Below are 23,837 nucleotides of genomic sequence, written 5' to 3'. Positions count from 1 at the left end.
GGCGTCTGTTCTAGGTGAGGGGCAACCGATACAGACCGCCGGGGAGCGGCTCGACCAGTCCGTCGGCGACGAGCCCGTCGAGCGCGCGGCCCCGCTGGACCGGTTCGTCCCACACCCGGTCCAGCGCGGTCTGCGGAACCGGTACATGCGCCTCCCGGAGGACGGCCAGCAGCTTGCCGCGCACCTGGCGGTCCGTGCCCGCGTACGTCTGCCCCTTGCGCGGCGGTCCGTCGTGCTCCGGCTTGCCGGCCAGCCGCCAGGCGCACTGTGCGGCGATCGGGCAGCGGTGGCACGTCTCGTTCTTCGCCGTGCAGACCAGCGCGCCGAGCTCCATGGACGCGGCGGCCCAGCGCGACGCCGTGCTCTCGCTCTCGGGCAGCAGGGCGCGGGCGAGCTTGCGTTCGGCGGCGGTGGTGGCGTTCGGCGGGTACTGCACGCCGGTGACGGCGCGGGCGAAGACCCTGCGGACGTTCGTGTCCAGTACGGGATGCCGCTGGCCGTAAGCGAACGACGCGACCGCCGCCGCCGTGTACTCCCCGATGCCGGGCAGCGCCAGCAGCTGCGCGTGCTCCGTCGGTACGTCCCCGCCGTGCCGCTCCGTTATGGCCACCGCGGCGCCGTGCAGACGCAGGGCGCGGCGCGGGTAGCCGAGCCGTCCCCAGGCCCGGACGGCTTCCCCGGGCGCGTCCTGCGCCAGGTCGGCGGGGCGCGGCCAGCGGGCCAGCCAGTGCTCGTACACGGGCAGGACGCGGTTGACCGGGGTCTGCTGGAGCATGAACTCGCTGACCATCACCGCCCAGGGGCCGGCATCGGGATGCCGCCAGGGCAGATCGCGGGCGTGCTCTTCGAACCAGTCGATGACGGGGGTGTGGAGGTTCTCGCCGGGGGTGTTCCGGGTGGGCGCGGTGGGCTTGGTGGGTGCAGTCATGGCGATGTCGATCCTGCCATGCGGCGGCGAGGATGCGGGGACGACGCCGGGGGCGGGCGGTGGTGAAAGACCGCACCCGGCGGCCGTCGCGGCGCCGGGAAGGGTGCCCCGCCGGGATGATGATCCGGAAAAGTTGGTACCGGGGCGGCGGGTGGGGCGAGCGGCGCGGCCGATCTCTCGTACAGTTTGCGCCGTGGGATCTCTGCGCAATCCGGTCGGGCCGCTCCCCTCCACCATTTACTGGCGTCGGAGGGCCGTTCTGCTGTCCGTAGTAGGGCTGTTGGCGCTACTCACCGTCTGGGTGGTCGGCACCGGCGGCGGGGGCGGCAACAACGGTGCCGGCGGGGCGAACGGCAAGAACCCCGCGACCTCGATCACGCCCGGCCCATCCGGTTCGGGTCCCGCGATCAGCCAACACCCGGGCGGCCGCGACGAGTCGAGCGGCGGGGGTGACAGCGGCGGCGACACCGACGGGAGCGGGAGCGACAGTGGCGGGGGGTCCGGCGGCGGTTCCGGGGACGGTTCCGGCGACGGCTCCACGGGCTCCGGCACCAGCACCGGCGGCGGCTCCGGCGACGGGGCCAAGAACGGCGGAGGATCGGCCGATCAGCTCCCGGCCGGCTCCACTCTTCCCAACTGCACTACGAACAATGTGAAGTTGACGCTCAAGAGCGTGCAGAACACATACGCCCCCGGCGAGCAGCCCGCGATCGAGCTCATCGCCAAGAACACCTCGGGCAGTGACTGCAAGGTCGATCTCGGCCCGAAGAACACGGTTCTGACGATCACTCAGGCGGGCAGCGACAACGACATCTGGGCCTCGGACGACTGCCCGAAGGACGCCGCGGGTGTCCTCTACCGCGTACCGGCGGGCAGCCAGGTCGTCTACACGGTGAAGTGGGACCGCAAGCCCGGCGCCCCGGCGTGCGCGACGCCCCCTTCGGGTTCGGCCTCCGCCGGCACCTACCTGGTCGAGGCGAAGGCCCCGGGCCTGACGAAGGCCCAGGCGTCGTTCGTCCTGTCCAAGGACTGAGGACCCTCGGCCAGCCGGGCCCGATCCGGGGGTGCCTCGACCGGTGAGACGTGCACCGGGTCTCGACCGATGGGGGCCTGAATCCGGGCGCCTCGACCGGTGGGGCCTGAAAAGGGGGCCTCGACCGACGCGGACTCCTAGACGTAGCGCTCCAGGATCGACGACTCCGCCAGCCGGGACAGCCCCTCGCGGACGCTGCGCGCCCGTGCCTCGCCCACGCCGTCGACCGTCTGGAGGTCGTCCACGCTCGCGGCGAGCAGCTTCTGGAGCCCGCCGAAGTGCTCCACGAGCCGGTCGATGATCGCGCCGGGCAGGCGCGGCACCTTGGCCAGGAGACGGAAGCCGCGCGGGGAGACCGCGGAGTCGAGCGCCTCGGGAGAGCCGGTGTAGCCCAACGCCTTTGCCACCGTGGAGAGTTCGAGCAGCTCGGCGTGGGCGAGCGCGTCCAGCTCGGACAGCGCCTCGTCGACCGTGCGGGAACGCTTGGCGGTCGGCTCGGGCACGTAGTCCCGTACGACCAGCTCGCGATCGGGCTCGACGCCGGCGATCAACTCATCGAGCTGAAGGGTCAACAGCCGCCCGTCCGTGCCCAGTTCGACGACGTACTCGGCGATCTCGGTGGCGATGCGGCGCACCATCTCCAGGCGCTGGGCGACCGCGGAGACGTCCCGGACGGTGACGAGGTCCTCGATCTCCAGCGCCGACAGCGTTCCCGCGACCTCGTCCAGGCGGAGCTTGTACCGCTCCAGGGTGGCGAGGGCCTGGTTGGCGCGGGAGAGGATCGCGGCGGAGTCCTCCAGGACGCGGCGCTGACCGTCGACGTACAGGGCGATCAGGCGCATCGACTGGGAGACCGAGACGATGGGGTAGCCGACCTGTTTGCTCACCCGGTCCGCGGTGCGGTGCCGCGTGCCCGTCTCCTCCGTCGGGATCGTCGGGTCGGGCACCAGCTGCACGCCCGCCCGGAGGATTTTGGTGATGTCCTTGTCGAGCACGATGCCGCCGTCGAGCTTGCACAGTTCACGCAGGCGGGTCGCGGTGAACTCCACATCCAGGACGAATCCGCCCGTACACATCGCTTCGACGGTCTTGTCGGAGCCGAGCACGATGAGTCCGCCCGTGTTGCCGCGGAGGATCCGTTCAAGCCCGTCGCGCAGGGCCGTGCCAGGTGCCACGGCGCTCAGTGCGGCGCGCATCAGGCCATCGGCACCGGAGCTCCCACCGGACTTTCCGGGAGCTGCTGCCCGGTCGTTGGCTGCCACTGCACTCCTCCGGTCGAAGGTTTCCGGCCGCCCTCGGTTCGTACGGACGGGCGAGACCAGGGCAAAGTCTACCGGCGCTGTTCCTCGTCCCGTGGGGCCTCTCTGCGACGCGAGCGCGGAAGGACGCTCAGCGCCGCGCCGATGTCCGCCACTTCCAGGACCTTCATGCCGTCCGGGATCTTGCCCGGATCGGTCGGTACGAGAGCGTGGGTGAAGCCCAGACGGTGTGCCTCGGACAGCCTGCGCTGGACACCCGTGACCCGTCTGACCTCGCCCGCGAGCCCCACTTCGCCGATCGCCACGAGGTTCTTGGGCAGCGGGGTGTCACTCGCCGCGGACGCCAGGGCGAGCGCGATGGCGAGGTCCGCGGCGGGCTCGGAGAGCTTCACACCGCCGACCGTCGCCGAGTAGATGTCCCTCTTCCCGAGAGCGCTGATCCGGCCGCGCTGCTCCAGGACGGCGAGCATCATCGAGACGCGGGAGGTCTCCAGACCGGATGTCGTACGGCGCGGGGAGGGGATCTGGGAGTCCACGGTGAGCGCCTGCACTTCGGCGACCAGCGGGCGGCGGCCCTCCAGAGTGACGGTCAGACAGGTGCCGGGGACGGGCTCGGCGCGGCGCGTCAGGAAGAGACCCGACGGGTCGGTGAGGCCGGTGATGCCCTCGTCGTGCAGCTCGAAGCAGCCGACCTCGTCCGTCGTGCCGTAGCGGTTCTTGACCCCTCGGACCAGCCTCAGGCGCGCGTGCCGGTCGCCCTCGAACGACAGAACGACGTCCACGAGGTGTTCGAGCAGCCGGGGTCCGGCGATCGCGCCGTCCTTGGTGACATGGCCCACAAGCAGGGTGGACATGCCGCGCTCCTTGGAGGCGCGGATGAGCGCACCCGCGACCTCCCGGACCTGGGCCATGCCGCCGGGCGCGCCGTCGATCTCCGGGGAGGCGATGGTCTGGACGGAGTCCAGGATGAGCAGGGACGGCTTCACCGCGTCCAAGTGGCCGAGGACGGCCGACAGGTCTGTCTCCGCGGCGAGATAGAGATGGTCGTCGATCGCCTTGATGCGGTCCGCGCGGAGCCGCACCTGGCTGGCCGACTCCTCGCCCGTCACATACAGGGTGCGGTGTTCGTCGCTCGCGGACTTGGCCGCCACGTCCAGCAGGAGGGTTGACTTGCCGACGCCCGGCTCACCCGCGACCAGGACGACCGCCCCGGGCACGAGCCCCCCGCCGAGGACACGGTCCAGCTCGGGCACGCCGGTGCTGCGGGCGGTGGCCTGACGGCCGTCGACCTGTCCGATGGGCACCGCGGACGTGGTGACCCGTCCCGGGGCTGTCGTGCGGACAGCGGGCGTGCCGTACTCCTCGACCGTCCCCCATGCCTGGCATTCGGGGCAGCGGCCGAGCCACTTGGCCGTCTGCCAGCCGCACTCGGTGCAGCGGTAGGACGGCCGGTCCTTCGCGGTTTTCGTACGGGCAGCCATGACCGAACCGTAGCCGCAGCCACTGACAGCCCGGCACGCGCCGGTGCGGACCCGCCCTGATCCGCCCGCGCCCCACCTTGATCCACCGCGCCCCGAGCCGCTGTGACCTGCGCCCAGAGCTGTTGTGACCCGCGTCCAGAGCTGTTGTGACCCGTGCTCCGAGCCGCCGTGACCCATGTCCCGAGCCGCCGTGACTCGTGCCCAGAGCCGCTGTGACCCGTGCCCAGAGCCGCTGTGACCCGGGTCTCCGGACCTCCGGGCCCGTGGCGCGAGCCCCCGTGCCCCGTTCCCACCCCCGCGCGATCGGGCCCTGCGCGGAGCCCCCGCGGCCCCATCTGCCATGGACTGCCATAGCCACCGGTGACGGCCCAGGCCAGGGGTCGGGGGTTCCTGTCCCCTTATGAGGGATCGTTTCACCCGTACGGATTAAATGTGCTCAAGGGGGAGGAAGGGCCTGCCTCCGGGCACCTACGGTCGCACGGGTGATGAGCAGCAGTCCGGAGACCTCAACGCACACCACCGGCGCACACCGGGCGCACGGAGCCGCGCGCAAGCGGGCGGGCGCGCCCCGTGGCGCGACCCCTCGCACCCTGATCCAGCGTCCCCCCGCGCGTTACGAGCCCTATCTGGACGGCCTGTTCACCTACTGCCTGTCCGTGCTGTGCGACCACGACGCGGCCACCGCCGCCCTGGGGGACGCCCTCGCGCTGGCCGAGCGGCGCGGCCCGCGCGGCCCAGAGTCCGCCGGCGACCGCAGGGCCTGGCTCTACGCGCTCGCCCGCTGGTCCTGCCTGCGCAAGCTCACCGAAGCGCGGCGCAAGCGGCAGGCGGCGCACGCCTCAGGGCGGCATGCACCCCACGGGAGCGACCCTCAGGGTGTCTCCAAGGGCCCCCGTGAAGAGGCCGCCCTCAAGAGGGCGCACAAGGCCGCCGCCGACCGGCGCGCGGCCGAGGCGCTGAGCGCCGTTCCGGTGCCCCAGGAGGTCCAGGACGACCGTCGGCGCGAACTCGCCCTGCTGGCCTGGCCGGAGGCCGCCGGAACCACCCCGGAGCAGCGCGAGGCGCTCGAACTCGCCGTGCGCCACCAGCTCGCCGCCCACGAGGTCGCCGCCGTCCTCGGCATGGACCTCGCCGCGGCGCGCGAGCTGCTCGCCTCCGCCGCCTGCGAGGTCGAACGCACCCGCGCGGCCCTCGCCGTCGTGGAGACCCGCGTCTGCCCCAGCGTCGCCCGGCTCACCGGCGACAGCCGGCTCGTGCTGAGCACCACCCTGCGCAGCGAGCTGGTCCGGCACGTCGACGACTGCCCCCGCTGCCGCCGCACCGCCGAGCGCGCGGTCGCCGGCGCCTGGCCCGGCACCAGCGTCACGCCCGCGGCGCTTCCCGTGCTGCAGGCCCCGCACGCGGCCCTGCGCGTCGCGATGGCACACGCCCCACGCGCGCGGGGCAGCGCTCCGCGCTTCGACCGGCGGGGCTTTCCGATGGACCCCAAGGACCACGCCGCCCGAAGGGACCGTCTTCGCGCGCGTGCCGTCACGACGACGATCGTCGCCACGGTCGTCGCCGCGCCCGTGCTCGCCCTCTGGGCGGCGTACCGGGGCGCACCCCTGACCGGCGAGGGCGTGGACGGCCGCCCGGCCAGCACGAGCGAGGCACAGGACCCCGAGGGTCTGGACGGCGGACAGGCGGGCGGCTACGAGAACGCCGGAAACGCCAGCGCGGGACCCGGCTCCCACTTCTCCAAGGGCAGCGGCTCGCCGGATGTGTCCGTGGAGGTCGTCAGCGCCCGCGGAAGCACTCCGGGGCACCTGTCGGTGGCCGCCGGAAGCAGTGGCGACACGACCCTGGTCACGCTGACCGCGTCCGGCAGTTCACCGGTCCACTGGTCCGCGCGCACCGGCGTGTCCTGGCTCTACCTCAGCCAGTCCTCGGGAACGCTCGAACCGGGCGGGTCGTTGACGATCAAGGTGTACGTCGATCACCTTCGCGAGCCGGCGGGCCACTGGACCGGGCGGGTGGCGATCGCCCCGGCGGGTGCGGTGGTCACCATCGCCGGGTACGGGAAGGCGGGCTCGTCCCACCCCGACCCCGCCGCGAGCAGCCCGAGCCCCTCAGGACCGGGCCCCACCCCGACCGCGACCCCGACCAGCCCGGACCCGTCCCCGACCGACCCGACGCCTACGCCGACGGTCACCGACTCGTCCTCCCCGGACCCGGGCGACTCGTCACCGACACCGGACGACAGCGGTGACCCGGACGCGTCGTAGGACCCTGCCACAGGCCGGATGGCCCGGCCGGATGGCCCGGAGGCGTTGTAAGACTCCGGCCACCGGCCGTATGTCTCGGGCGCGTCGCGGGACCCCTGCCACCGGCCGGACGGCCTGGAGGCGTCGTAGGACCCCGGCCACCGGCCGTACGGCCCGGACGCGTCGTCGCACCCGAGTCACCGGTCGCACGCCGACCGGGCGCGGTCCACGTACCGCTCGGCCGGCGAGCGGTCTACGCATCGCGCGGACGCGGACTCAGTCCACCGGGTCCGCGGGATGCGGTGCCAGCAGCGGCAGCTGCGAGGCCAGCCGCTCCTCGCACAGCTGGACCAGGCGGTCATATCCCGCCTTGCCCATCAGCTCGATCAGCTCCGGACGGTACGAGACGTACACCGGGTCGCCGGCGCCGTGTGCCGAGGTCGCCGACGTGCACCACCAGTGCAGGTCGTGGCCGCCCGGTCCCCAGCCGCGCCGGTCGTACTCGCCGATGGAGACCTGGAGCACCCGGGTGTCGTCGGGCCGGTCGATCCACTCGTACGTGCGACGCACGGGCAGCTGCCAGCAGACGTCCGGCTTGGTCTCCAGCGGCTCGCGCCCCTCCTTGACGGCCAGGATGTGCAGCGAGCAGCCCGCGCCACCGGCGAAGCCGGGACGGTTCTGGAAGATGCAGGAGCCCTCGTACGGGCGGGTCTGGCGGTCGCCGTCCTCGTCCTTGGACACCCAGCCCGTCTCCACGCCCACGTCATGGTTCTGCCAGATCTCCGGCGTGAGCCGGGCCACGTGCCCGGCCACCCGCTTCTCGTCGTCCTCGTCGGAGAAGTGGGCCCCCAGCGTGCAGCAGCCGTCGTCGGCGCGACCTGCCTGGATGCCCTGGCAGCCGCTCCCGAAGATGCAGTTCCAGCGGGAGGTCAGCCAGGTCAGATCGCACCGGAAGACCTGCTCGTCATCGGCCGGATCAGGGAACTCCACCCATGCGCGAGCGAAGTCGAGCCCCTTCTCGTCGCTCTTCTTCACGGACTTCTTGGGCTTGGTGGCCTTCGCCTGCGGGGAGCTCGTGGCTGATTTGTCGGACTTCGCCTTTTTCGTCTTTGGCACGGGTCCAGGGTAAGTCGCTTCCGCCCGCTCCGGGGACGCCCCGGCGACCGCCCGGAGATCACCGTTCGACGTGGGCTTTCGCCCCACCCCTCGTGAACCGCCGTGTGGGCAGTAGCGTTCCGTCCATGAGACTCGGTGTCCTCGACGTGGGATCGAACACGGTGCATCTGCTGGTGGTGGACGCCCACCCCGGCGCCCGGCCGCTGCCCGCCCACTCGCACAAGGCCGATTTGCGGCTTGCCCAACTGCTCGACGAGAGCGGGGCGATCGGCCCCGAAGGCGTCGACAAGCTGATCGAGACCGTCCAGGAGGCCCTGGAGGCCGCCGAGGACAAGGGTGTCGAGGCCCTGTTGCCGTTCGCGACGTCGGCCGTTCGCGAGGCCGGCAACGCCGACGAGGTTCTCGCCCGGGTGCAGGCCGAGACCGATGTCGAGCTGCAGGTCCTCACCGGCGCGGAGGAGGCCCGGCTCACCTTTCTGGCGGCCCGCCGCTGGTTCGGCTGGTCGGCGGGCAAGCTCCTCGTCCTCGACATCGGCGGCGGCTCCCTGGAGATCGCGTACGGCATGGACGAGGAACCGGACGCGGCGGCGTCGCTGCCGCTCGGCGCCGGCCGGCTGACCGCGGGCTGGCTGCCCACCGACCCGGCGGACCCGGCGGACGTGCGGGCGCTGCGCCGGCATGTACGGGCCCAGATCGCCCGGACGGTCGGAGAGTTCAGCCGTTTCGGCGCCCCGGATCACGTGGTCGCCACGTCCAAGACGTTCAAGCAGCTCGCCCGGATCGCCGGCGCCGCACGCTCCACCGACGGCCTGTACGTCCAGCGCGAGCTCAAGCGCCGCTCCCTGGAGGACTGGGTCCCCCGCCTCACGTCCATGACGGCGGACGAACGGGCCGAGCTCCCGGGCGTCTCCCCGGGCCGCTCCGGCCAGCTCCTCGCCGGCGCCCTGGTCGCCGAGGCCGCCATGGACCTCTTCGGCGTGGAGACCCTGGAGATCTGCCCCTGGGCCCTGCGCGAAGGCGTCATCCTGCGCCGCCTGGACCAGATGGCCTCGGAGTAATACGGAACGGCGCCCACCGGAACCCCCGACCCGCCGGTGAGGGGTAACCGGCCCCGGGGGCGGCGCCTCCATGGGGGCGCAGGGAACAGCGGGACCGGCCCTGGGCGGCGACCGGCCGCGCGACGGCGCTCTCTCCCACGGCGAGTGGGCACCCGACCGCCGGTGACGGGTGACGGGCGGCCTCTGGCGCCCCGCAAAGGGGGCGCGGGGAACGGCGGGACCGTCCCCTTGTGGCGATCGGCCGCGCGACGGACCTCTCCCTCACGGCGAGTGGGCACCCGACCCGCCGGCGAAGGGACACCCCGGCGCGGGTCCGTGGCGTCGGCCGGGTGAGCACCCGTGGGTGCGTTGCGTCGGCCGGGTGATGACCCCGCGGTCCGTGGCATCGGCGGGGTGAGGACGCCGTGGGTGCGTGGCGTCGATCACGTGGGCACGTCGGCGCGGGGCCGTCGCGCCGGTCGCCGGAGCATCCCGGCAGGGCCCCGCCCCCTTCGGAGCGATGGCCGCCGCACCCCGGGCCGAAGGCCGGTCCACCCCCAGGTCGGAGGCCCGTCCTCCCCCGCCCGGAGGGTTCGTCCGGCCCCGGCCCGGAGCCCAACCCACCCCCGCCGGGGGCCCACAGGAGCCTCCCGGCCAAGCTCGCCGCCCCTCGCCCAACCGCCGGAGGCACCCCGTACGCTGTCCCTCGTGGCAGAACCAGTCGTGCGGATCCCGGATGCGAAGGTCGCGCTGTCCACGGCGTCCGTGTACCCGGAGTCGACGGCGACGGCCTTCGAGATCGCCGCGCGCCTCGGCTACGACGGCGTCGAGGTCATGGTGTGGACCGACCCCGTCAGCCAGGACATCGACGCGCTGCGCCGCCTCAGCGACTACCACCGGATGCCGATCCTCGCCGTCCACGCACCCTGCCTGCTGATCACCCAGCGGGTCTGGTCCACCGACCCGTGGACCAAGCTCCAGCGCGCGAAGGCGGCCGCCGAGAAGCTCGGCGCGAGCACCGTCGTGGTCCACCCCCCGTTCCGCTGGCAGCGCCAGTACTCCCGTGACTTCGTCACCGGGATCTGGCGCATGGCCGACGAGACGGACGTGCGGTTCGCCGTCGAGAACATGTACCCGTGGCGCTACCGCGACCGCGAGATGCTCGCGTACGCCCCCGACTGGGACGTGACGAAGGACGACTACCGGCACTTCACGATCGACCTCAGCCACACGGCGACCGCCCGCACCGACGCCCTCCAGATGATCGACCGGATGGGCGACCGCCTCGGACACGTCCACCTCGCCGACGGCAACGGATCCAACAAGGACGAGCACCTGGTCCCCGGCCGCGGCACGCAGCCCTGCGCCGAACTCCTGGACCGCCTCGCGCTCTCCGGCTTCGACGGCCATGTCGTCATCGAGGTCAACACCCGCCGCGCGATGTCCAGCGCCGAACGCGAGGCCGACCTCGCGGAGGCCCTCGCCTTCACCCGGCTCCACCTCGCCTCCGCCGTGAAGGTGCCCCGCGGATGACGGACGCCGCCCCGCGCCGCGGCCGGGGACGCCCCACCCGTACACAGACCGAGGCGGCCCCCGCCACCCGTGACCGCATCCTGGAGGCGGCCCGCGAGGAGTTCTCCGAGCGCGGGTACGAGAAGACGTCGATCCGCGGAATCGCCAGGTCCGCCGGCGTGGACTCGGCCCTCGTACACCACTACTTCGGCACCAAGGAGCAGGTCTTCGAGGCGGCCGTCGAGGGAGCCATGGCCCCCGCGCTCGGCGCCCCCGACACGATCGTCGAGGGCCCTCTCGACGGCGTCGGGGAGCGCCTCACCCGCTTCTTCCTCGGCGTCTGGGAGAACCCCACGAGCCGTACGCCGCTGCTGGCGATCGTCCGCTCGGCGGTCAACAACGACACAGCGGCCGCCGTCTTCCGCCGCCTCGTCGCAGCCCAGCTGCTGCGACGCGTCGCGGGCCGGCTCGACGCCCCGGACGCGGAGCTGCGCGTGGAGCTGGCGGCGGCCCAACTGGTCGGGGTCGCCATGCTCCGCCATGTGATCAAGGTGGAGCCGCTGGCCTCGGTGGACCTGGAGCGCATCGTGGCCAAAGTGGCGCCGGTGGTGCAGGGACACCTGACGAACCCATGAGCGAGCGGAACCGCCGACGAGGTGGCTCCACCCCGTCAGTACGCCGCTGACGTGCGCGTATGCCATGCGAAGGTGGCCGCTGTTCGAGACGTATGTCCCGAGATACGGACGGCCTGTCCGGATCCTGGAGCACCGGCGTACGCTCGACTTCAGTCATAACCCTCCTCATACCTCCCCGAAGGAGCGAGCGACGATGCCCGAGCTGAGGTCCCGCACAGTCACCCACGGCCGCAACATGGCGGGCGCACGCGCCCTTATGCGCGCCTCCGGTGTACCCGGCGCGGACATCGGACGGAAGCCGATCATCGCGGTCGCCAACTCCTTCACCGAGTTCGTGCCTGGTCACACCCACCTCCAGCCCGTCGGCCGGATCGTCAGCGAGGCCATCACGGCCGCCGGCGGCATCGCCCGCGAGTTCAACACGATCGCGGTCGACGACGGCATCGCGATGGGCCACGGCGGCATGCTGTACTCCCTGCCCTCCCGCGACCTGATCGCCGACTCGGTGGAGTACATGGTCGAGGCGCACTGCGCCGACGCCCTGATCTGCATCTCGAACTGCGACAAGATCACGCCCGGCATGCTCATGGCCGCCCTGCGCCTGAACATCCCGACGGTGTTCGTCTCCGGTGGCCCCATGGAGTCCGGCCGCGCCACCCTGGTCGACGGCACGGTCCGTACGCTCGACCTGGTCGACGCGATCTCCGACGCCGTGAACGACAAGATCTCGGACGAGGACATCCTCCGTATCGAGGAGAACGCCTGTCCGACCTGCGGGTCCTGTTCCGGCATGTTCACCGCCAACTCGATGAACTGCCTGACCGAGGCCATCGGTCTGAGCCTGCCCGGCAACGGCTCGGTCCTCGCCACCCACACCGCCCGCAAAGGCCTGTACGAGGACGCGGCCCGCACGGTCGTCGACATCACGCGCCGCTACTACGACCAGGACGACGAGTCGGTCCTGCCCCGCAACATCGCGACGCACGCGGCCTTCGAGAACGCCATGGCCCTCGACATCGCCATGGGCGGCTCCACCAACACGATCCTGCACCTGCTGGCCGCCGCCCAGGAGGCGGGCGTCCCCTTCGGGCTGGACGAGATCAACGAGGTCTCGCGCCGGGTGCCGTGCCTCGCCAAGGTGGCCCCGAACGTCGCGAAGGACCGCACGTACTACATGGAGGACGTGCACCGCGCCGGCGGCATCCCCGCCCTGCTCGGCGAACTGCACCGCGCGGGCCTGCTCAACGAGGACGTCCACACCGTCCACAGCCCATCCCTGTCCGACTGGATGAAGACGTGGGACGTGCGGGCCGGCTCCCCCTCTCCCGAGGCGATCGAGCTGTGGCACGCGGCCCCCGGCTGCGTCCGCTCCTCCGAGGCCTTCTCCCAGTCCGAGCGCTGGGAGGCCCTGGACGAGGACGCCGAGGGCGGCTGCATCCGCTCCGCCGAGCACGCCTACTCCAAGGACGGCGGCCTCGCGGTCCTCAAGGGCAACCTCGCCGTCGACGGCTGCGTCGTGAAGACGGCGGGCGTCGACGAGTCCATCTGGACCTTCGAGGGCCCCGCGGTCGTCTGCGAGTCCCAGGACGAGGCCGTCGACAAGATCCTCAAGAAGGAGATCACGCACGGCGACGTCGTGGTCATCCGCTACGAGGGCCCCAAGGGCGGCCCCGGTATGCAGGAGATGCTCTACCCGACCTCGTTCCTCAAGGGCCGCGGCCTCGGCAAGACCTGCGCCCTGATCACCGACGGCCGCTTCTCCGGCGGGACTTCGGGCCTGTCGATCGGCCACGCGTCCCCGGAGGCGGCGTCCGGCGGCACGATCGCCCTCGTCCGGGACGGTGACCGCATCCGCATCGACATCCCGAACCGCTCGGTCGAACTGCTCGTGTCCGACGAGGAGTTGGCCGACCGCCGCGACTCCTTGAACGGCGTCTACGCCCCCGCGAACCGCGAGCGCAAGGTCTCGGCCGCCCTTCGCGCGTACGCCGCGATGGCGACGAGCGCGGACAAGGGCGCCGTGCGGGACGTCTCGAAGCTGGGCTAGCCGCAAAGAGCCGCAAAGAGCCGCAAAGAGCCGCAAAGAGCGGCAAGGGGCGGCAAGGGGACGTAAAGGGTTGCCAGGGTCGTGAGGCCGAGGCTGTGAAGGGGCCGCTCCTGCCGGGGCGGCCCCTTCGCGTCTCACCAGGCCGAGGGATCCCGCGTGTCGACGGCGAAGAGGGAGCCGTCGGGGGCGGTGGCGTAGATGTGGCCGTCGGCGGCGAGGGGGGCCGGGAGCACGCTGACGAGCGAGCCCCGGTCACTGCCCAGCCGTGTCTTTGTCTGCCCGAGCAATGTGCCCCGGTCGGTGTCGACGGCGATGAGACGCCCGTCCGCCGCGGTGAGGCAGAGACGATGACCGGCCACGGTGGGAGCCGATGCCCTGCTGACGGACGTCTCCACCCGCCACAGCTGCTCCGACGTCCTGGTGTTCACGGCGACCAGCGAACCGTCGCTTCCCAGCAGATACGCGGTGTCCCCTTGCACGGCCACCTGCGTCTGCGCCTGCGGGATGCGCAGCGTGGTGCGGTGGATCCTGCGCTTCGCCACGTCGTAGCGCAGCACGGAGTCCGTGTACTGGTCCACGGTGGTCGAGGTGAACCAGACCGTTCCGCCGCGGGCGGCCACGAGGCTCAGCGCTCCGTCCATGCGCCGCTGCCAGGTCGTGGCGCCGGTCGTCGGGTCCACCGCGGTCACCCGGGTACCGGTCCCGCTCCCGGGCGGGGCGGGAGGCGAGACCACGTAGACGAGCCCGTCCCCGTACGACTGGAACTGGGGGACGGCAAGGCCCGGGATCGCATGACGCCACTTCTCCTCGCCGGTGGCCGCGTCCAGCGCGGTGACCTTGGAGTCGGGACCGGTGAGCAGGACGACACCGGCGACGTGGGTGACCCGGCCGTCGTAGCGGGCGACGTCGCGAGTCCAGCGAGTCGCGCCCGTGGCGGGATCCAGGGCCGTCAGCCGGTTCCCGCTCCGGCTGCCGACCAGCAGGAGCCCCCCGGAGAAGACCGGCGCCGGGGTGGAGTAGGAACTCCCGTTCCCCGTGTCGCTCCGGGACCACAGCACCTCGCCGTCGTCCGGGTCGATCGCGGTGGCCAGGACACCGGGCCGGACGCACAGCAATGCTCGAGGCGCGTACGTGCACCGCGGCTGACCGTCGGCCTCGGCGCCGGAGGCCCTCAGGTCGCGTTCCCACGGTTGAAAGGTGCTCTTGGACGGCCGCGCGGTGTGATGTTCCGCTACGGGGCTCTGTGACCCGCCGAGGAGGCCGAAGGCGCCGACGGCACCACCGGCGACGGCGAGCCCGGTTACCGCGATGACAGCGGGCAGGCGCCGGCCCCGCCCTCCCCTCTTCCGGGCGGCCACATGGGTACGGTCTTCGGCGCCCTGCGGACGCTCGTGCCTCGGCCTCGGAACCCTCGGCCTGGAATCCGAGTCCTGCGCGGGCGGCGCCGACTCCCCTTTGCCCGCGCGCTGTTCGGGTATGAAGGCCCGCGTGTCGTACGAGGCCGAGACCGAGCGCAGCGCGACCATCAGCTCGTCCGGGGTGGGCCGGTCCTCGGGCTCCTTGGCGAGACAGCGCGACACGAGGCCGACCAGGTCCTCCGGCACGCCCGTCAAGTCCGGTTCGTCGTGGACGACTTGATAGGCGACGAGATACGGGCTGTCCGAGTCGAACGGCCCGCTCCCGGTGGCCGCGTGCACGATCACCGACCCGAGGGCGAACACGTCGGCGGCCGGCCCGACATGCCGTGGCCTGCTGAACTGTTCCGGGGCCATGAAGGGCGGAGTACCGATCAACTTGCCGGTCTCCGTGCGTAGTTCGCTGTCGGCGGGGCGCGAGATCCCGAAGTCGATGACTTTCGGCCCGTCCTCCGCCAACAGGACGTTGCTGGGCTTGAGGTCGCGGTGGACGACCCCGGCCCGGTGGATGTCCCGCAGCGCCTCGGCGAGCCCGGCCATCAGGTGGCGCAGCCGGGCCGAGGACAGCGCGCCGTTCCGCTTCACATGCTCGGCGAGCGTCGGTCCCGGGATGAACAGGGTTGCCATCCATGGGTGTTCGGCCCCGGGGTCGGCGTCCACCACGGGTGCGGTGAAGGCACCGCTGACCCGCCGGGCGGCCGCGACCTCCTGGCGGAACCGCCCCCGGAACTCGGGGTCTTGAGAGAACTCGGCATGCACGACCTTGACGGCCAGCCGCAAACCGGAGGCGGAGCGCGCCAGATGCACGATTCCCATGCCACCGGAGCCGAGTCTCGCCTCCAGCAGGTACTGCCCGGCATAGCGCGGATGTTCCGCTTCCGAGTCCGTACCGGTGCTGCGCTGTGGCGGCATCACTCACCCCCGTGGGTTCGACCGCGTGCGCGACGCGCAGAGCCTAGTCGATCCTTCGTGCGAAACCTCGACGGCTTGCTAGCCTCGGCGCGCAGTAAATTTCTGGCGCGAATCAATCAACGGGGGAGATCGACATGGCCTTGGAAGACATTGCCGTCACGGACGCGGCGGACGTGGAGCCGCTGACCGCCCAGGCGCTCCGCACCTACCCGCTCGCACCGGGCCACAACGTCAACGTCCGCAGCGGTCCGGGCACCCATTTCAGCATCGTCCGTACCCTGCCGGCAGGGTCGCGTGTTCCGATCTACTGCCAGTGCCCGGGAGAGTCCGTCACCGGCCCCTACGGCACGAGCAAGATCTGGGACAACATCTCCAACGGCCAGTTCGTCGCGGACGCGTACGTGCAGACGGGCAGCGACGGCTACGTCGCCCCGGCGTGTTCCTGACCGACGCCCCGGCTCAAGGGCACCCGCGGCGGACGCCGGAGCCGTGACCGGAGCGATAATCGTGGCGTGAGCGACGAGACCAGCACCGCAACCGGCACCCCCGCGGGGCCCCGGCCCGAGCCCCTGCGCTTCTTCGGGACGACCTGGGTGGAACACGACGGCGGCTACACCGGTCGCCGTATCGCCGTGGCCGTCGGCTCCCTCGCCGCCGCGGTGGCCGCCTGCTTCGTGCTTCGCTTCGCCTACCAGGGCCTGGCCATCGCGGACGTGGGGACACCCGTGACCGTGCTGGTCGTGGTGATGTTCGCGGTGTGCAGCGCCCTCGCGTTCCGCCACACCTCGGACGCCTTCACCAAGCGCCCGGACCCCGACCGCCAGGCATCCCTCCGTGGCCTGCTCGCCATCGGTTTCGTCGGCTCCCTCCTCGCCTACTGCTTCCGCTCCCTCACCGAGGCGCCGGGCGAGAAGCTCCACCGCGAGGAGTACGAGGCGGCGAAGGAGCAGTACACCCGCCGAACCGCGCGCCGCGCCGGCAACCCCTCGAAGAAGCGACGCCGCTCCTGATCCCGTCCGGGTCCCGCACCCGGGCATGAGCCCGCGACGCGACACGCCCGGTCAGGGACACGCTCGGTCAGGGGGCACACCCCTCGGTGCCAGAACCGGGATGGACGAGGGGACGAGGGGCCGGGGAGACGGGGAGACGAGGGGACGGGGAGACGGGACAAGAGGGTCTACCCCAGCACCCGCACCACCCCCGATCATGAACCCATGCCTCCTTCCCCCGCCGCAGCCTCCCAGCACGCCGCCCGGGCCCACTCCTTCAACTCGGCCGCGGCGCAGTACGCCGCGAACCGTCCGTCGTATCCGCCGGCCCTCTTCGACGCCGTCGAAGCCCTCGCCGCCCGCCCGCTGGCCGGTGCCAGGGTCGTCGACGTGGGCGCGGGCACCGGAATCTCGACCGGACTCCTGCACGCCCGCGGCGCGGATGTCCTCGCCGTGGAACCCGGCCCCGGCATGGCCGCCGAGTTCCGTCGCGTCCATCCCCGCATCCCGATCGTCCGGGGCAGCGGCGACGCACTGCCCCTCGCCGGGGCCTCCGCGGACTTCCTCACCTACGCCCAGGCGTGGCACTGGACCGACCCGAGCCGTTCGGTGCCCGAGGCGCTGCGCGTGCTGCGTCCCGGCGGGGCGCTGGCCCTGTGGTGGAACATGGAGGCGCTCGACGTCCCGTGGATCGAAGCGGCAGCCCGGCGCGCCGCGCGCTTCCTCGGCTGGGACCAGGAGGCCGAGAAGAGCGCCGCCGCCGCTCGTGCCTCCCAGTTCAGCTCCGCCGACCCCAGCGGCAGTCTCTCCTTCGACCGCCGCCAGGTCCGCTGGAGCCGGCGCATCCCGGTCGACACCCGCCTCGCCAACACAGGCAGCCACTCGCAGTTCCTGGTCCTCGGCGAGGAGACCACCGGAGCGTTCTTCGCCGAGGAACGGAACCACCTCCTCCAGGCGTTCCCGGACGGGTTCGTGGAGGAGACCTACGTCGTGGAACTGCTGGTGGCGATCCGTTCGTGATCCCGCCCGGCGGCCCATGCGTCGAGGGCCGCCGCACACGCGTGATCGACGTGCCGCAACCCGCCCAGCTCCAGCCGTACGTCACGGTCGTGCGGCAACGCCTCCAAGGCGTCCAGCAGCTTCGGCAGCCGGAGGAACGTGGCGTTGCCGAGCACCCGTACGACCAGTCCCGCGGCGCCCCGGTCCTCGGTCTCCACGTGCACATGACTGATGTCCCAGGCGGTCTTGCCCACGGCGAGCGCGAGCCCGACCAGCACCCCCTCGAACAGGTTCCCCAACACGATCGCCACCGCGGTCACCGCCAGTACGACCACCTCACCGCGATGCCCACGCCACAGCGTCCGCACCTCCCGCACCGGCACGAGCTTGCACCCCGCGTGCACCAGCAGCCCGGCGAGCGCCGCCACCGGAATCAACCCGAGCACCGCGGGCACCACGGCCGTGAAGAGCAGCAGCCACACCCCGTGCAGCACCCGCGACACCTTGGTCTGCGCCCCGGCCTGCACGTTCGCCGCACTCCGCACGATCACGGCGGTCATCGGCAGTGCCCCGAGGATCCCGCACACGGTGTTCCCGGCGCCCTGCGCGATGAGCTCCAGGTCGTAGTCGGTACGCGGCCCCCGATGCAGCCGGTCCACCGCCGCCGCACTGAACAGCGACTCCGCCGAAGCGATCAGCGCGAACGCCAGGACGGTCCCGATCACGCCCACTTCCGTGAGCCGGCCCAGGTCTGCGAGGGACGGCGGCCGCACGGCGTCGAACAGCCCCCGCACCTCGACCCGTCGTACCGCCAGATCGAACGCCCCGGTCACGGCCGAGGTGAGCGCCACCGCCAGCAGTGGTGCCGGCACCACCCGCGCCCCCCGTCGCCAACGCGGCCACAGCAGGAGTACGGCCACGGTGGTGCCGCCGATCGCCAGCGCCACCGGATCCGCGGCACCGGCCAGCGGGACGAGCCCGGCGATCTTCCCGAGTCCACCGGAAGGCGCGGTGGCGTCGCCCATGGCGTACACCTGGCCCGCGATCAGCACGAGCCCGATCCCGGCGAGCATCCCCTGCACGACGGCCACGGACACGGCCCGGAACCACCGCCCGAGCCGGAGAACCCCGAGTCCGAGCTGCACCAGCCCGGCCCCGAGCACCAGCACGCCCAGCGCCCGGACCCCGTACGACTGCACAGCCTCGTACACCAGCACGGTCAGCCCGGCCGCGGGCCCACTCACCTGCAGGCTGCTTCCGGGCAGTATCCCGGCGACCAGCCCGCCGACGATTCCGGTCACCAGCCCCAGCTCGGCCGGCACACCGGACGCTATGGCGACCCCGACACACAGGGGCAGCGCCACCAGAAAGACGACGAGGGACGCGAACAGATCGGCTTTGCGCATCACGACAGCACCTCCGGTCGACAGCGGGAGATGCGTGGGTGCCGTGCCGGGGGAGGGCACGGCGGACCTGGCGACCCGGCATGGGGCCGTATCGCACAGTGAAATCCATTGTCAGGTAAGCCAGTTGATTGCGCAGCTCCTCCGGGCCACCGTCACGCGAACGCGGGAGCGCGCGGTTCGGCGGCACCGCGGACGATCCCGTTCCGTTTGCGCCGACGTGCGCCTGCGCCGCCCGGCGCTCCCGCCGTCCGGCCGGTACGCCGTGACCCTTGACCGGCGCACCTCACTAGAGGAATATTCATCGAGTGATGATTATTCGTCCGCGTCCGCCCGACCCCACAGGATCACCCGTGCCCCTTTCCCCGCCCGCCGTCCGCGCCGAAGGCCTCACCGTCGTCCGCGGCACCCGCTCCGTCCTGCACGGACTGGACTTCACCGTGCCGCGCGGCCAGATCACCGGTCTGCTCGGCCCTTCCGGCTGCGGAAAATCCACCCTCATGCGCGCGACCGTCGGTACCCAGGCCAAAGTCAGCGGCACCCTCGAAGTGCTCGGCCTCCCCGCCGGCGACGCCGCACTCCGTTCCCGCATCGGTTACGTCACCCAGGCGCCCTCCGTCTACGACGACCTGACCGTCCGGCAGAACCTCGGCTACTTCGCCGCGATCCTCGACCCGGGCCGGGCCGCCTCCGAGCGCCGCCACGCCGACGTCACCCGGGTCATCGACGACGTCGACCTCGCCTCCCACGCCGACTCCCTCGCCGGCAACCTCTCGGGCGGCCAGCGCAGCCGCGTCTCCCTCGCCGTCGCCCTCCTCGGAACCCCGGAACTCCTCGTCCTCGACGAACCGACCGTGGGCCTCGACCCGGTCCTGCGCCGCGACCTGTGGAACCTCTTCCACGCCATCGCCGAGCAGCGCGGCACGACCCTCCTGATCTCCTCCCACGTCATGGACGAGGCCGAGCGCTGTCACCGGCTCCTCCTGATGCGCGAGGGCGGGATCCTCGCCGACGACACCCCCGACGCCCTCCGCGAACGGACCGGCGCGGACACCGTCGAAGCCGCCTTCCTGCACCTCGTGGACGAGGCGGCCGAGGCCGCACACCGGCCCGCGACGACCACCACGACCGCACCGCGGAACCCCGCGGCCCCCGAACTCCCGGCCCCGGATTCCCCCGTCCCGTCCCCGGAGCCCCCGGCCACCGGCACCGACCCCCGTCCCGCCGGTGCCCACCCCCGCGAGGAGACCGCACGATGAGTCCCACCGCACCCACGAGCCCCACTCCGCCCACCGCAGCCGTGAGCCCCGGAGTCCCCGGGCAGGCGGCCCCGGCGTCCCGCCCGAGCGCGCTCGACTTCTCCCGCACGACGGCCACCGCGGCCCGCGCCCTGCGTCAGCTGCGGCACGACCCGCGGACCATCGCGCTGATGATCCTCGTCCCCTGCGTGATGCTGGTGCTGCTCCGCTATGTCTTCGACGGCAGCCCCCGCACCTTCGACTCCATCGGCGCGTCCCTCCTCGGGATCTTCCCGCTGATCACGATGTTCCTGGTGACCTCGATCGCGACCCTGCGCGAGCGCACCTCCGGCACCCTCGAACGCCTCCTGGCCATGCCCCTGGGCAAGGGCGACCTGATCGCCGGCTACGCCCTCGCGTTCGGCGCGCTCGCCATCATCCAGTCGGCCCTGGCCACCGGACTCGCGGTCTGGCTCCTCGGCCTGGACGTCACGGGCTCCCCCTGGCTCCTTCTCCTGGTCGCCCTCCTCGACGCCCTCCTCGGAACGGCCCTCGGCCTCTTCGTGTCGGCGTTCGCCGCATCCGAGTTCCAGGCCGTCCAGTTCATGCCGGCGGTGATCTTCCCGCAGCTGCTCCTCTGCGGACTGTTCACCCCGCGCTCCGACATGCACCCCGTCCTGGAGGCCATCTCCGACGTCCTCCCCATGTCGTACGCGGTCGACGCCATGAACGAGGTCCTCAAGCACACCGACATGACCGCGACCTTCGTACGCGACGCGCTGATCGTCGCCGGGAGCGCGCTGCTGGTCCTCGGACTCGGAGCGGCGACCCTGCGACGCAGGACGCCGTAGGGTCGCGGCGACGGGGCGGGCCGGTCCGCCCGCCCCGGCCCGCCGGGACCGGGGCGACCTGCCGTCCGCCCACCGGACATCCCACCCGTCCCCATGACCCCGGTGGGAGGATGAACGCGGACGACTCAACCCTCGGAGGGCACCCGTAACCATGCCTCAGAAAGTCGCAGTCCTCGGCACCGGCAAGATCGGCGAAGCCCTGCTCAGCGGAATGATCCGAGCCGGCTGGGCCCCCACCGATCTCCTGGTCACCGCCCGCCGACCGGAGCGGGCCAGGGAACTCCAGGAACGCCACGGCGTCACCCCGGTCAGCAACGCGGAAGCGGCGAAGACCGCCGACACCCTGATTCTCACCGTCAAGCCCCAGGACATGGGCTCCCTCCTCGACGAACTCGCCCCGCACATCCCCGCCGACCGCCTGATCATCAGCGGCGCGGCCGGTATCCCGACCTCCTTCTTCGAGGAGCGCCTGGCAGCCGGCACTCCCGTCGTCCGCGTCATGACGAACACCCCGGCCCTCGTCGACGAGGCCATGTCCGTCATCTCCGCCGGCAGCCATGCCACCGCCGAGCACGTGGCGTACGCCGAGGAGGTCTTCGGCGCCGTCGGCAAGACCCTCCTCGTCCCCGAGTCGCAGCAGGACGCCTGCACCGCTCTTTCCGGTTCGGGACCGGCGTACTTCTTCTACCTGGTCGAGGCCATGACGGACGCGGGCATCCTGCTCGGCCTGCCCCGCGACAAGGCGCACGATCTGATCGTCCAGTCCGCGATCGGCGCCGCCGTGATGCTCCGCGACAGCGGCGAGCACCCTGTGAAGCTCCGCGAGAACGTCACGTCTCCCGCGGGCACCACGATCAACGCGATCCGCGAACTCGAGAACCACGGTGTACGCGCGGCACTCATCGCCGCCCTGGAAGCAGCCCGCGACCGCAGCCGCGAACTCGCCTCCGGCAGCAACTGACCCGCTCCCGCCCCGACCAGGCCTCGGCACCGACCCACCCCTGGACCGAGCCGAGGCGCCCCCGGCGCCGAGGGCCGGCCGATGCAGGGGGCGGCTCGTCGCCGAGGCCGACAGTCAGCCCTCAGGACTCAACCCTCGGGGTTGAGTCCTGAGTCCTGAGTCCTGAGTCCTGAGTCCTGAGCCCGGAGCCCGGAGCCCGGAGCCCGGAGCCCGGAGCCCGGAGCCCGGAGCCCGGAGTCACTCAGCAGCCGCGGGCGGCAGCAAACCGATCGCCTCGTAGGCCGCGTCCACCCTGGGCCGCGCCAACTGTCTGGCCTTCTCCGCACCGTCCCGCAACACCCCCTCCACATACGCAGGATCCGTACACAACTGCTTGTGCCTTTCCTGTACGGGCCTGAGGGTTTCGACCACGGCCTCGGCGGTGTCCTTCTTCAAAGCGCCGTACGACTCGTACGCACCGGCCAGGGCTTCCGGGTTTCCTCCCTCGCACGCCGCGAGGATCTCCAGCAGATTCGAGACCCCGGGCCGCTCCGCCGGGTCGTACTCGACGTCCTGCCCGCTGTCCGTCACCGCGCGCATGATCTTCTTCCGCACGGCTTCCGGTTCGTCGAGCAAATAGACGACGCCCGGTCCTACGTCGTCGCTCTTCCCCATCTTCGACGTCGGCTCCTGCAGATTCATGACCCGTGCCGCGACCTCAGGACGCGTCGCGCGAGGCACCACGAACGTATGGCCGTACCGCTGGTTGAACCGCACCGCCAGATCCCGGGTCAACTCGACGTGCTGCGTCTGGTCGTCCCCGACCGGCACCTCGTCGCTTCCGTACGCCAGGATGTCGGCCGCCATCAGCACGGGATACGTCAGCAACGACAGCCGCACGCTCCCACCGCGCTTCCGTTCCAACGCGGCCTTCTCCTTGTACTGGACCATCCGCCGCATCTCCCCGTCGGTCGCGACGCACTCCAGCAGATAGGAAAGCCGAGCGTGTTCGTCCACATGACTCTGTACGAACACGGTGCACAGCTCGGGATCGAGCCCCGACGCCAGCAGCAGCGTCGCCGCCTGCCTGCTGAGCCTGCGGACCCGCCCCGGATCGTGGTCCACGGTCAGCGCGTGCAGATCGACGATGCAGAACAGGGCTTCGGCCCGGTGCTGATCGACGGCGGCCCAGCGGCGTACGGCTCCCAGATAGTTCCCCAGCGTCAGATGCCCGGTCGGCTTGACCCCACTGAAGATTCGCGTCATCTCTCCACCTCCTGGTCGAGGCCGCCGCGCCCACCGGCCGGCTCCCCAGGAGGGAGACACAAAAACGGCCGCCGAGGGCGGCGGCCGTTGGGTACATACGTGTGTACGGCCGCCGTCAGGCGGCCCACCACAGCTGGGTGCACGTATGGGTAGTCATGGACTCACCGTACGCCTCGGGCGGCCCGTCCGGAGCGGAGTTGACACGACTCCTACCTCTACGTAGTGTTCTCCGAGTTGTCCGACGTGAGCGTCGACTCCGGTCGGTCCCCGGACAGCCATTCCGCACCACCATTCAACGATCGACGACTCGTCGTCGGCTCGTTTTCATGCGTGTTTGCGAAATGAGGATTCCGCGTTCGAAAGGGCGCCACCCCGATTAGCTCGGGAGCCAGGAATCCGCTAATGTCTCACTCGTCGGAACGGCCCAACAGCCGAGAAGACAAGCCCCGCTGACTGGGAGTCAGGCCCGAAAGGATCTGGTAGAGTCGGAGCCGCTGGAAAGGGAAACGCGGAAGCGGATTACCTGGAAAGCG

At 71.7% G+C, this 23,837-nt stretch carries 19 protein-coding genes; 12 read left to right on the top strand and 7 right to left on the bottom strand.

What is annotated here, in order from left to right:
• Window positions 1-10: 10 nt before the first annotated feature.
• Window positions 11-928, bottom strand: coding sequence for an A/G-specific adenine glycosylase (locus N4G66_RS15315; RefSeq protein WP_261704647.1), 918 nt, complete (start codon window positions 926-928; stop codon window positions 11-13).
• A 193-nt stretch (window positions 929-1,121) separates the two neighbouring features.
• Between N4G66_RS15315 and N4G66_RS15310 the strand changes: the two genes are divergently transcribed.
• Entirely contained in the window at window positions 1,122-1,961 is an 840-nt protein-coding gene (locus N4G66_RS15310; protein WP_261704646.1) for a hypothetical protein, read from the top strand.
• A gap of 137 nt (window positions 1,962-2,098) precedes the next feature.
• Here N4G66_RS15310 and disA read toward each other — a convergent pair whose 3' ends face one another.
• Entirely contained in the window at window positions 2,099-3,223 is a 1,125-nt protein-coding gene (gene disA, locus N4G66_RS15305) for a DNA integrity scanning diadenylate cyclase DisA (protein ID WP_261704645.1), read from the bottom strand.
• 68 nt (window positions 3,224-3,291) lie between these two features.
• Window positions 3,292-4,701 (bottom strand): DNA repair protein RadA, encoded by a 1,410-nt coding sequence (radA, locus tag N4G66_RS15300; protein ID WP_261704644.1) that lies wholly within the window; start codon window positions 4,699-4,701, stop codon window positions 3,292-3,294.
• Between the two features lie 482 nt (window positions 4,702-5,183).
• Here radA and N4G66_RS15295 point away from each other — a divergent pair, with 482 nt between their 5' ends.
• Window positions 5,184-6,965 carry a BACON domain-containing protein gene (locus tag N4G66_RS15295; RefSeq protein ID WP_261704643.1) on the top strand — a complete coding sequence of 594 codons (1,782 nt, stop codon included), beginning with the start codon at window positions 5,184-5,186 and terminating at the stop codon, window positions 6,963-6,965.
• Between the two features lie 255 nt (window positions 6,966-7,220).
• Here N4G66_RS15295 and N4G66_RS15290 read toward each other — a convergent pair whose 3' ends face one another.
• Window positions 7,221-8,060 (bottom strand): hypothetical protein, encoded by an 840-nt coding sequence (locus tag N4G66_RS15290; RefSeq protein ID WP_261704642.1) that lies wholly within the window; start codon window positions 8,058-8,060, stop codon window positions 7,221-7,223.
• 125 nt (window positions 8,061-8,185) lie between these two features.
• On the opposite strand from N4G66_RS15290, the gene N4G66_RS15285 reads away from it, so the two are divergent.
• From N4G66_RS15285 to ilvD, 4 genes are all read left to right on the top strand, one after another.
• Entirely contained in the window at window positions 8,186-9,118 is a 933-nt protein-coding gene (locus N4G66_RS15285; protein ID WP_261704641.1) for a Ppx/GppA phosphatase family protein, read from the top strand.
• A 687-nt stretch (window positions 9,119-9,805) separates the two neighbouring features.
• A complete protein-coding gene (locus N4G66_RS15280) occupies window positions 9,806-10,630 on the top strand; it encodes a sugar phosphate isomerase/epimerase family protein (protein WP_261704640.1) in 825 nt (274 codons plus the stop codon).
• The gene (locus N4G66_RS15275) at window positions 10,627-11,244 is read left to right on the top strand and encodes a TetR/AcrR family transcriptional regulator (protein ID WP_261704639.1); all 618 of its coding nucleotides are present in this window, start codon (window positions 10,627-10,629) and stop codon (window positions 11,242-11,244) included. The genes N4G66_RS15280 and N4G66_RS15275 overlap by 4 nt, the downstream gene beginning before the upstream one ends.
• Window positions 11,245-11,437: 193 nt before the next feature.
• Window positions 11,438-13,291 carry a dihydroxy-acid dehydratase gene (gene ilvD / locus N4G66_RS15270; protein ID WP_261704638.1) on the top strand — a complete coding sequence of 618 codons (1,854 nt, stop codon included), beginning with the start codon at window positions 11,438-11,440 and terminating at the stop codon, window positions 13,289-13,291.
• Window positions 13,292-13,425: 134 nt separating this feature from the next.
• Here the strand turns inward: ilvD and N4G66_RS15265 are convergent, their stop codons facing one another.
• Entirely contained in the window at window positions 13,426-15,618 is a 2,193-nt protein-coding gene (locus N4G66_RS15265; protein ID WP_261704637.1) for a protein kinase domain-containing protein, read from the bottom strand.
• A gap of 134 nt (window positions 15,619-15,752) precedes the next feature.
• Here N4G66_RS15265 and N4G66_RS15260 point away from each other — a divergent pair, with 134 nt between their 5' ends.
• The 3 genes from N4G66_RS15260 to N4G66_RS15250 all read left to right on the top strand — a co-directional run bounded on the left by N4G66_RS15260 (window position 15,753) and on the right by N4G66_RS15250 (window position 17,627).
• Window positions 15,753-16,064: a hypothetical protein gene (locus N4G66_RS15260; protein WP_261704636.1), complete on the top strand. Its 312-nt coding sequence runs from the start codon at window positions 15,753-15,755 to the stop codon at window positions 16,062-16,064.
• Between the two features lie 66 nt (window positions 16,065-16,130).
• A complete protein-coding gene (locus N4G66_RS15255) occupies window positions 16,131-16,628 on the top strand; it encodes an EamA/RhaT family transporter (RefSeq protein WP_261704635.1) in 498 nt (165 codons plus the stop codon).
• Window positions 16,629-16,832: 204 nt separating this feature from the next.
• A complete protein-coding gene (locus N4G66_RS15250; protein ID WP_261704634.1) occupies window positions 16,833-17,627 on the top strand; it encodes a class I SAM-dependent methyltransferase in 795 nt (264 codons plus the stop codon).
• Here the strand turns inward: N4G66_RS15250 and N4G66_RS15245 are convergent.
• On the bottom strand, window positions 17,591-19,012 hold the full coding sequence (locus N4G66_RS15245; protein WP_261704633.1) for a SulP family inorganic anion transporter: 1,422 nt from the start codon (window positions 19,010-19,012) through the stop codon (window positions 17,591-17,593). The genes N4G66_RS15250 and N4G66_RS15245 overlap by 37 nt on opposite strands.
• 308 nt (window positions 19,013-19,320) lie before the next feature.
• On the opposite strand from N4G66_RS15245, the gene N4G66_RS15240 reads away from it, so the two are divergent.
• The 3 genes from N4G66_RS15240 to proC all read left to right on the top strand — a co-directional run bounded on the left by N4G66_RS15240 (window position 19,321) and on the right by proC (window position 22,059).
• Entirely contained in the window at window positions 19,321-20,268 is a 948-nt protein-coding gene (locus tag N4G66_RS15240; protein WP_261704632.1) for an ABC transporter ATP-binding protein, read from the top strand.
• Window positions 20,265-21,098, top strand: coding sequence for an ABC transporter permease (locus N4G66_RS15235; RefSeq protein ID WP_261704631.1), 834 nt, complete (start codon window positions 20,265-20,267; stop codon window positions 21,096-21,098). The genes N4G66_RS15240 and N4G66_RS15235 overlap by 4 nt, the downstream gene beginning before the upstream one ends.
• 151 nt (window positions 21,099-21,249) lie before the next feature.
• Window positions 21,250-22,059 (top strand): pyrroline-5-carboxylate reductase, encoded by an 810-nt coding sequence (proC, locus tag N4G66_RS15230; protein ID WP_261704630.1) that lies wholly within the window; start codon window positions 21,250-21,252, stop codon window positions 22,057-22,059.
• Between the two features lie 237 nt (window positions 22,060-22,296).
• Here the strand turns inward: proC and trpS are convergent, their stop codons facing one another.
• The gene (gene trpS, locus N4G66_RS15225) at window positions 22,297-23,304 is read right to left on the bottom strand and encodes a tryptophan--tRNA ligase (protein WP_261704629.1); all 1,008 of its coding nucleotides are present in this window, start codon (window positions 23,302-23,304) and stop codon (window positions 22,297-22,299) included.
• Window positions 23,305-23,837 lie beyond the last annotated feature (533 nt).

It is taken from the genome of Streptomyces rhizosphaerihabitans, from assembly GCF_025399795.1.
GTDB lineage: Bacteria > Actinomycetota > Actinomycetes > Streptomycetales > Streptomycetaceae > Streptomyces > Streptomyces rhizosphaerihabitans.
Note: the sequence above shows the minus strand (reverse complement) of the source record. Positions and strands in the feature narration are given on the sequence as shown.

Bases quoted from the DNA above. Each gene is read 5' to 3' on its own strand.
- proC (WP_261704630.1), top strand. From the start codon at position 21,250: ATGCCTCAGAAAGTCGCAGTCCTCGGCACCGGCAAGATCGGCGAAGCC.
- N4G66_RS15260 (WP_261704636.1), top strand. From the start codon at position 15,753: ATGGCCTTGGAAGACATTGCCGTCACGGACGCGGCGGACGTGGAGCCG.
- N4G66_RS15275 (WP_261704639.1), top strand. From the start codon at position 10,627: ATGACGGACGCCGCCCCGCGCCGCGGCCGGGGACGCCCCACCCGTACA.
- N4G66_RS15235 (WP_261704631.1), top strand. From the start codon at position 20,265: ATGAGTCCCACCGCACCCACGAGCCCCACTCCGCCCACCGCAGCCGTG.
- N4G66_RS15240 (WP_261704632.1), top strand. From the start codon at position 19,321: ATGATTATTCGTCCGCGTCCGCCCGACCCCACAGGATCACCCGTGCCC.
- N4G66_RS15265 (WP_261704637.1), bottom strand. From the start codon at position 15,618: ATGCCGCCACAGCGCAGCACCGGTACGGACTCGGAAGCGGAACATCCG.
- N4G66_RS15250 (WP_261704634.1), top strand. From the start codon at position 16,833: ATGCCTCCTTCCCCCGCCGCAGCCTCCCAGCACGCCGCCCGGGCCCAC.
- N4G66_RS15245 (WP_261704633.1), bottom strand. From the start codon at position 19,012: ATGCGCAAAGCCGATCTGTTCGCGTCCCTCGTCGTCTTTCTGGTGGCG.
- trpS (WP_261704629.1), bottom strand. From the start codon at position 23,304: ATGACGCGAATCTTCAGTGGGGTCAAGCCGACCGGGCATCTGACGCTG.
- N4G66_RS15315 (WP_261704647.1), bottom strand. From the start codon at position 928: ATGACTGCACCCACCAAGCCCACCGCGCCCACCCGGAACACCCCCGGC.
- radA (WP_261704644.1), bottom strand. From the start codon at position 4,701: ATGGCTGCCCGTACGAAAACCGCGAAGGACCGGCCGTCCTACCGCTGC.
- ilvD (WP_261704638.1), top strand. From the start codon at position 11,438: ATGCCCGAGCTGAGGTCCCGCACAGTCACCCACGGCCGCAACATGGCG.
- N4G66_RS15285 (WP_261704641.1), top strand. From the start codon at position 8,186: ATGAGACTCGGTGTCCTCGACGTGGGATCGAACACGGTGCATCTGCTG.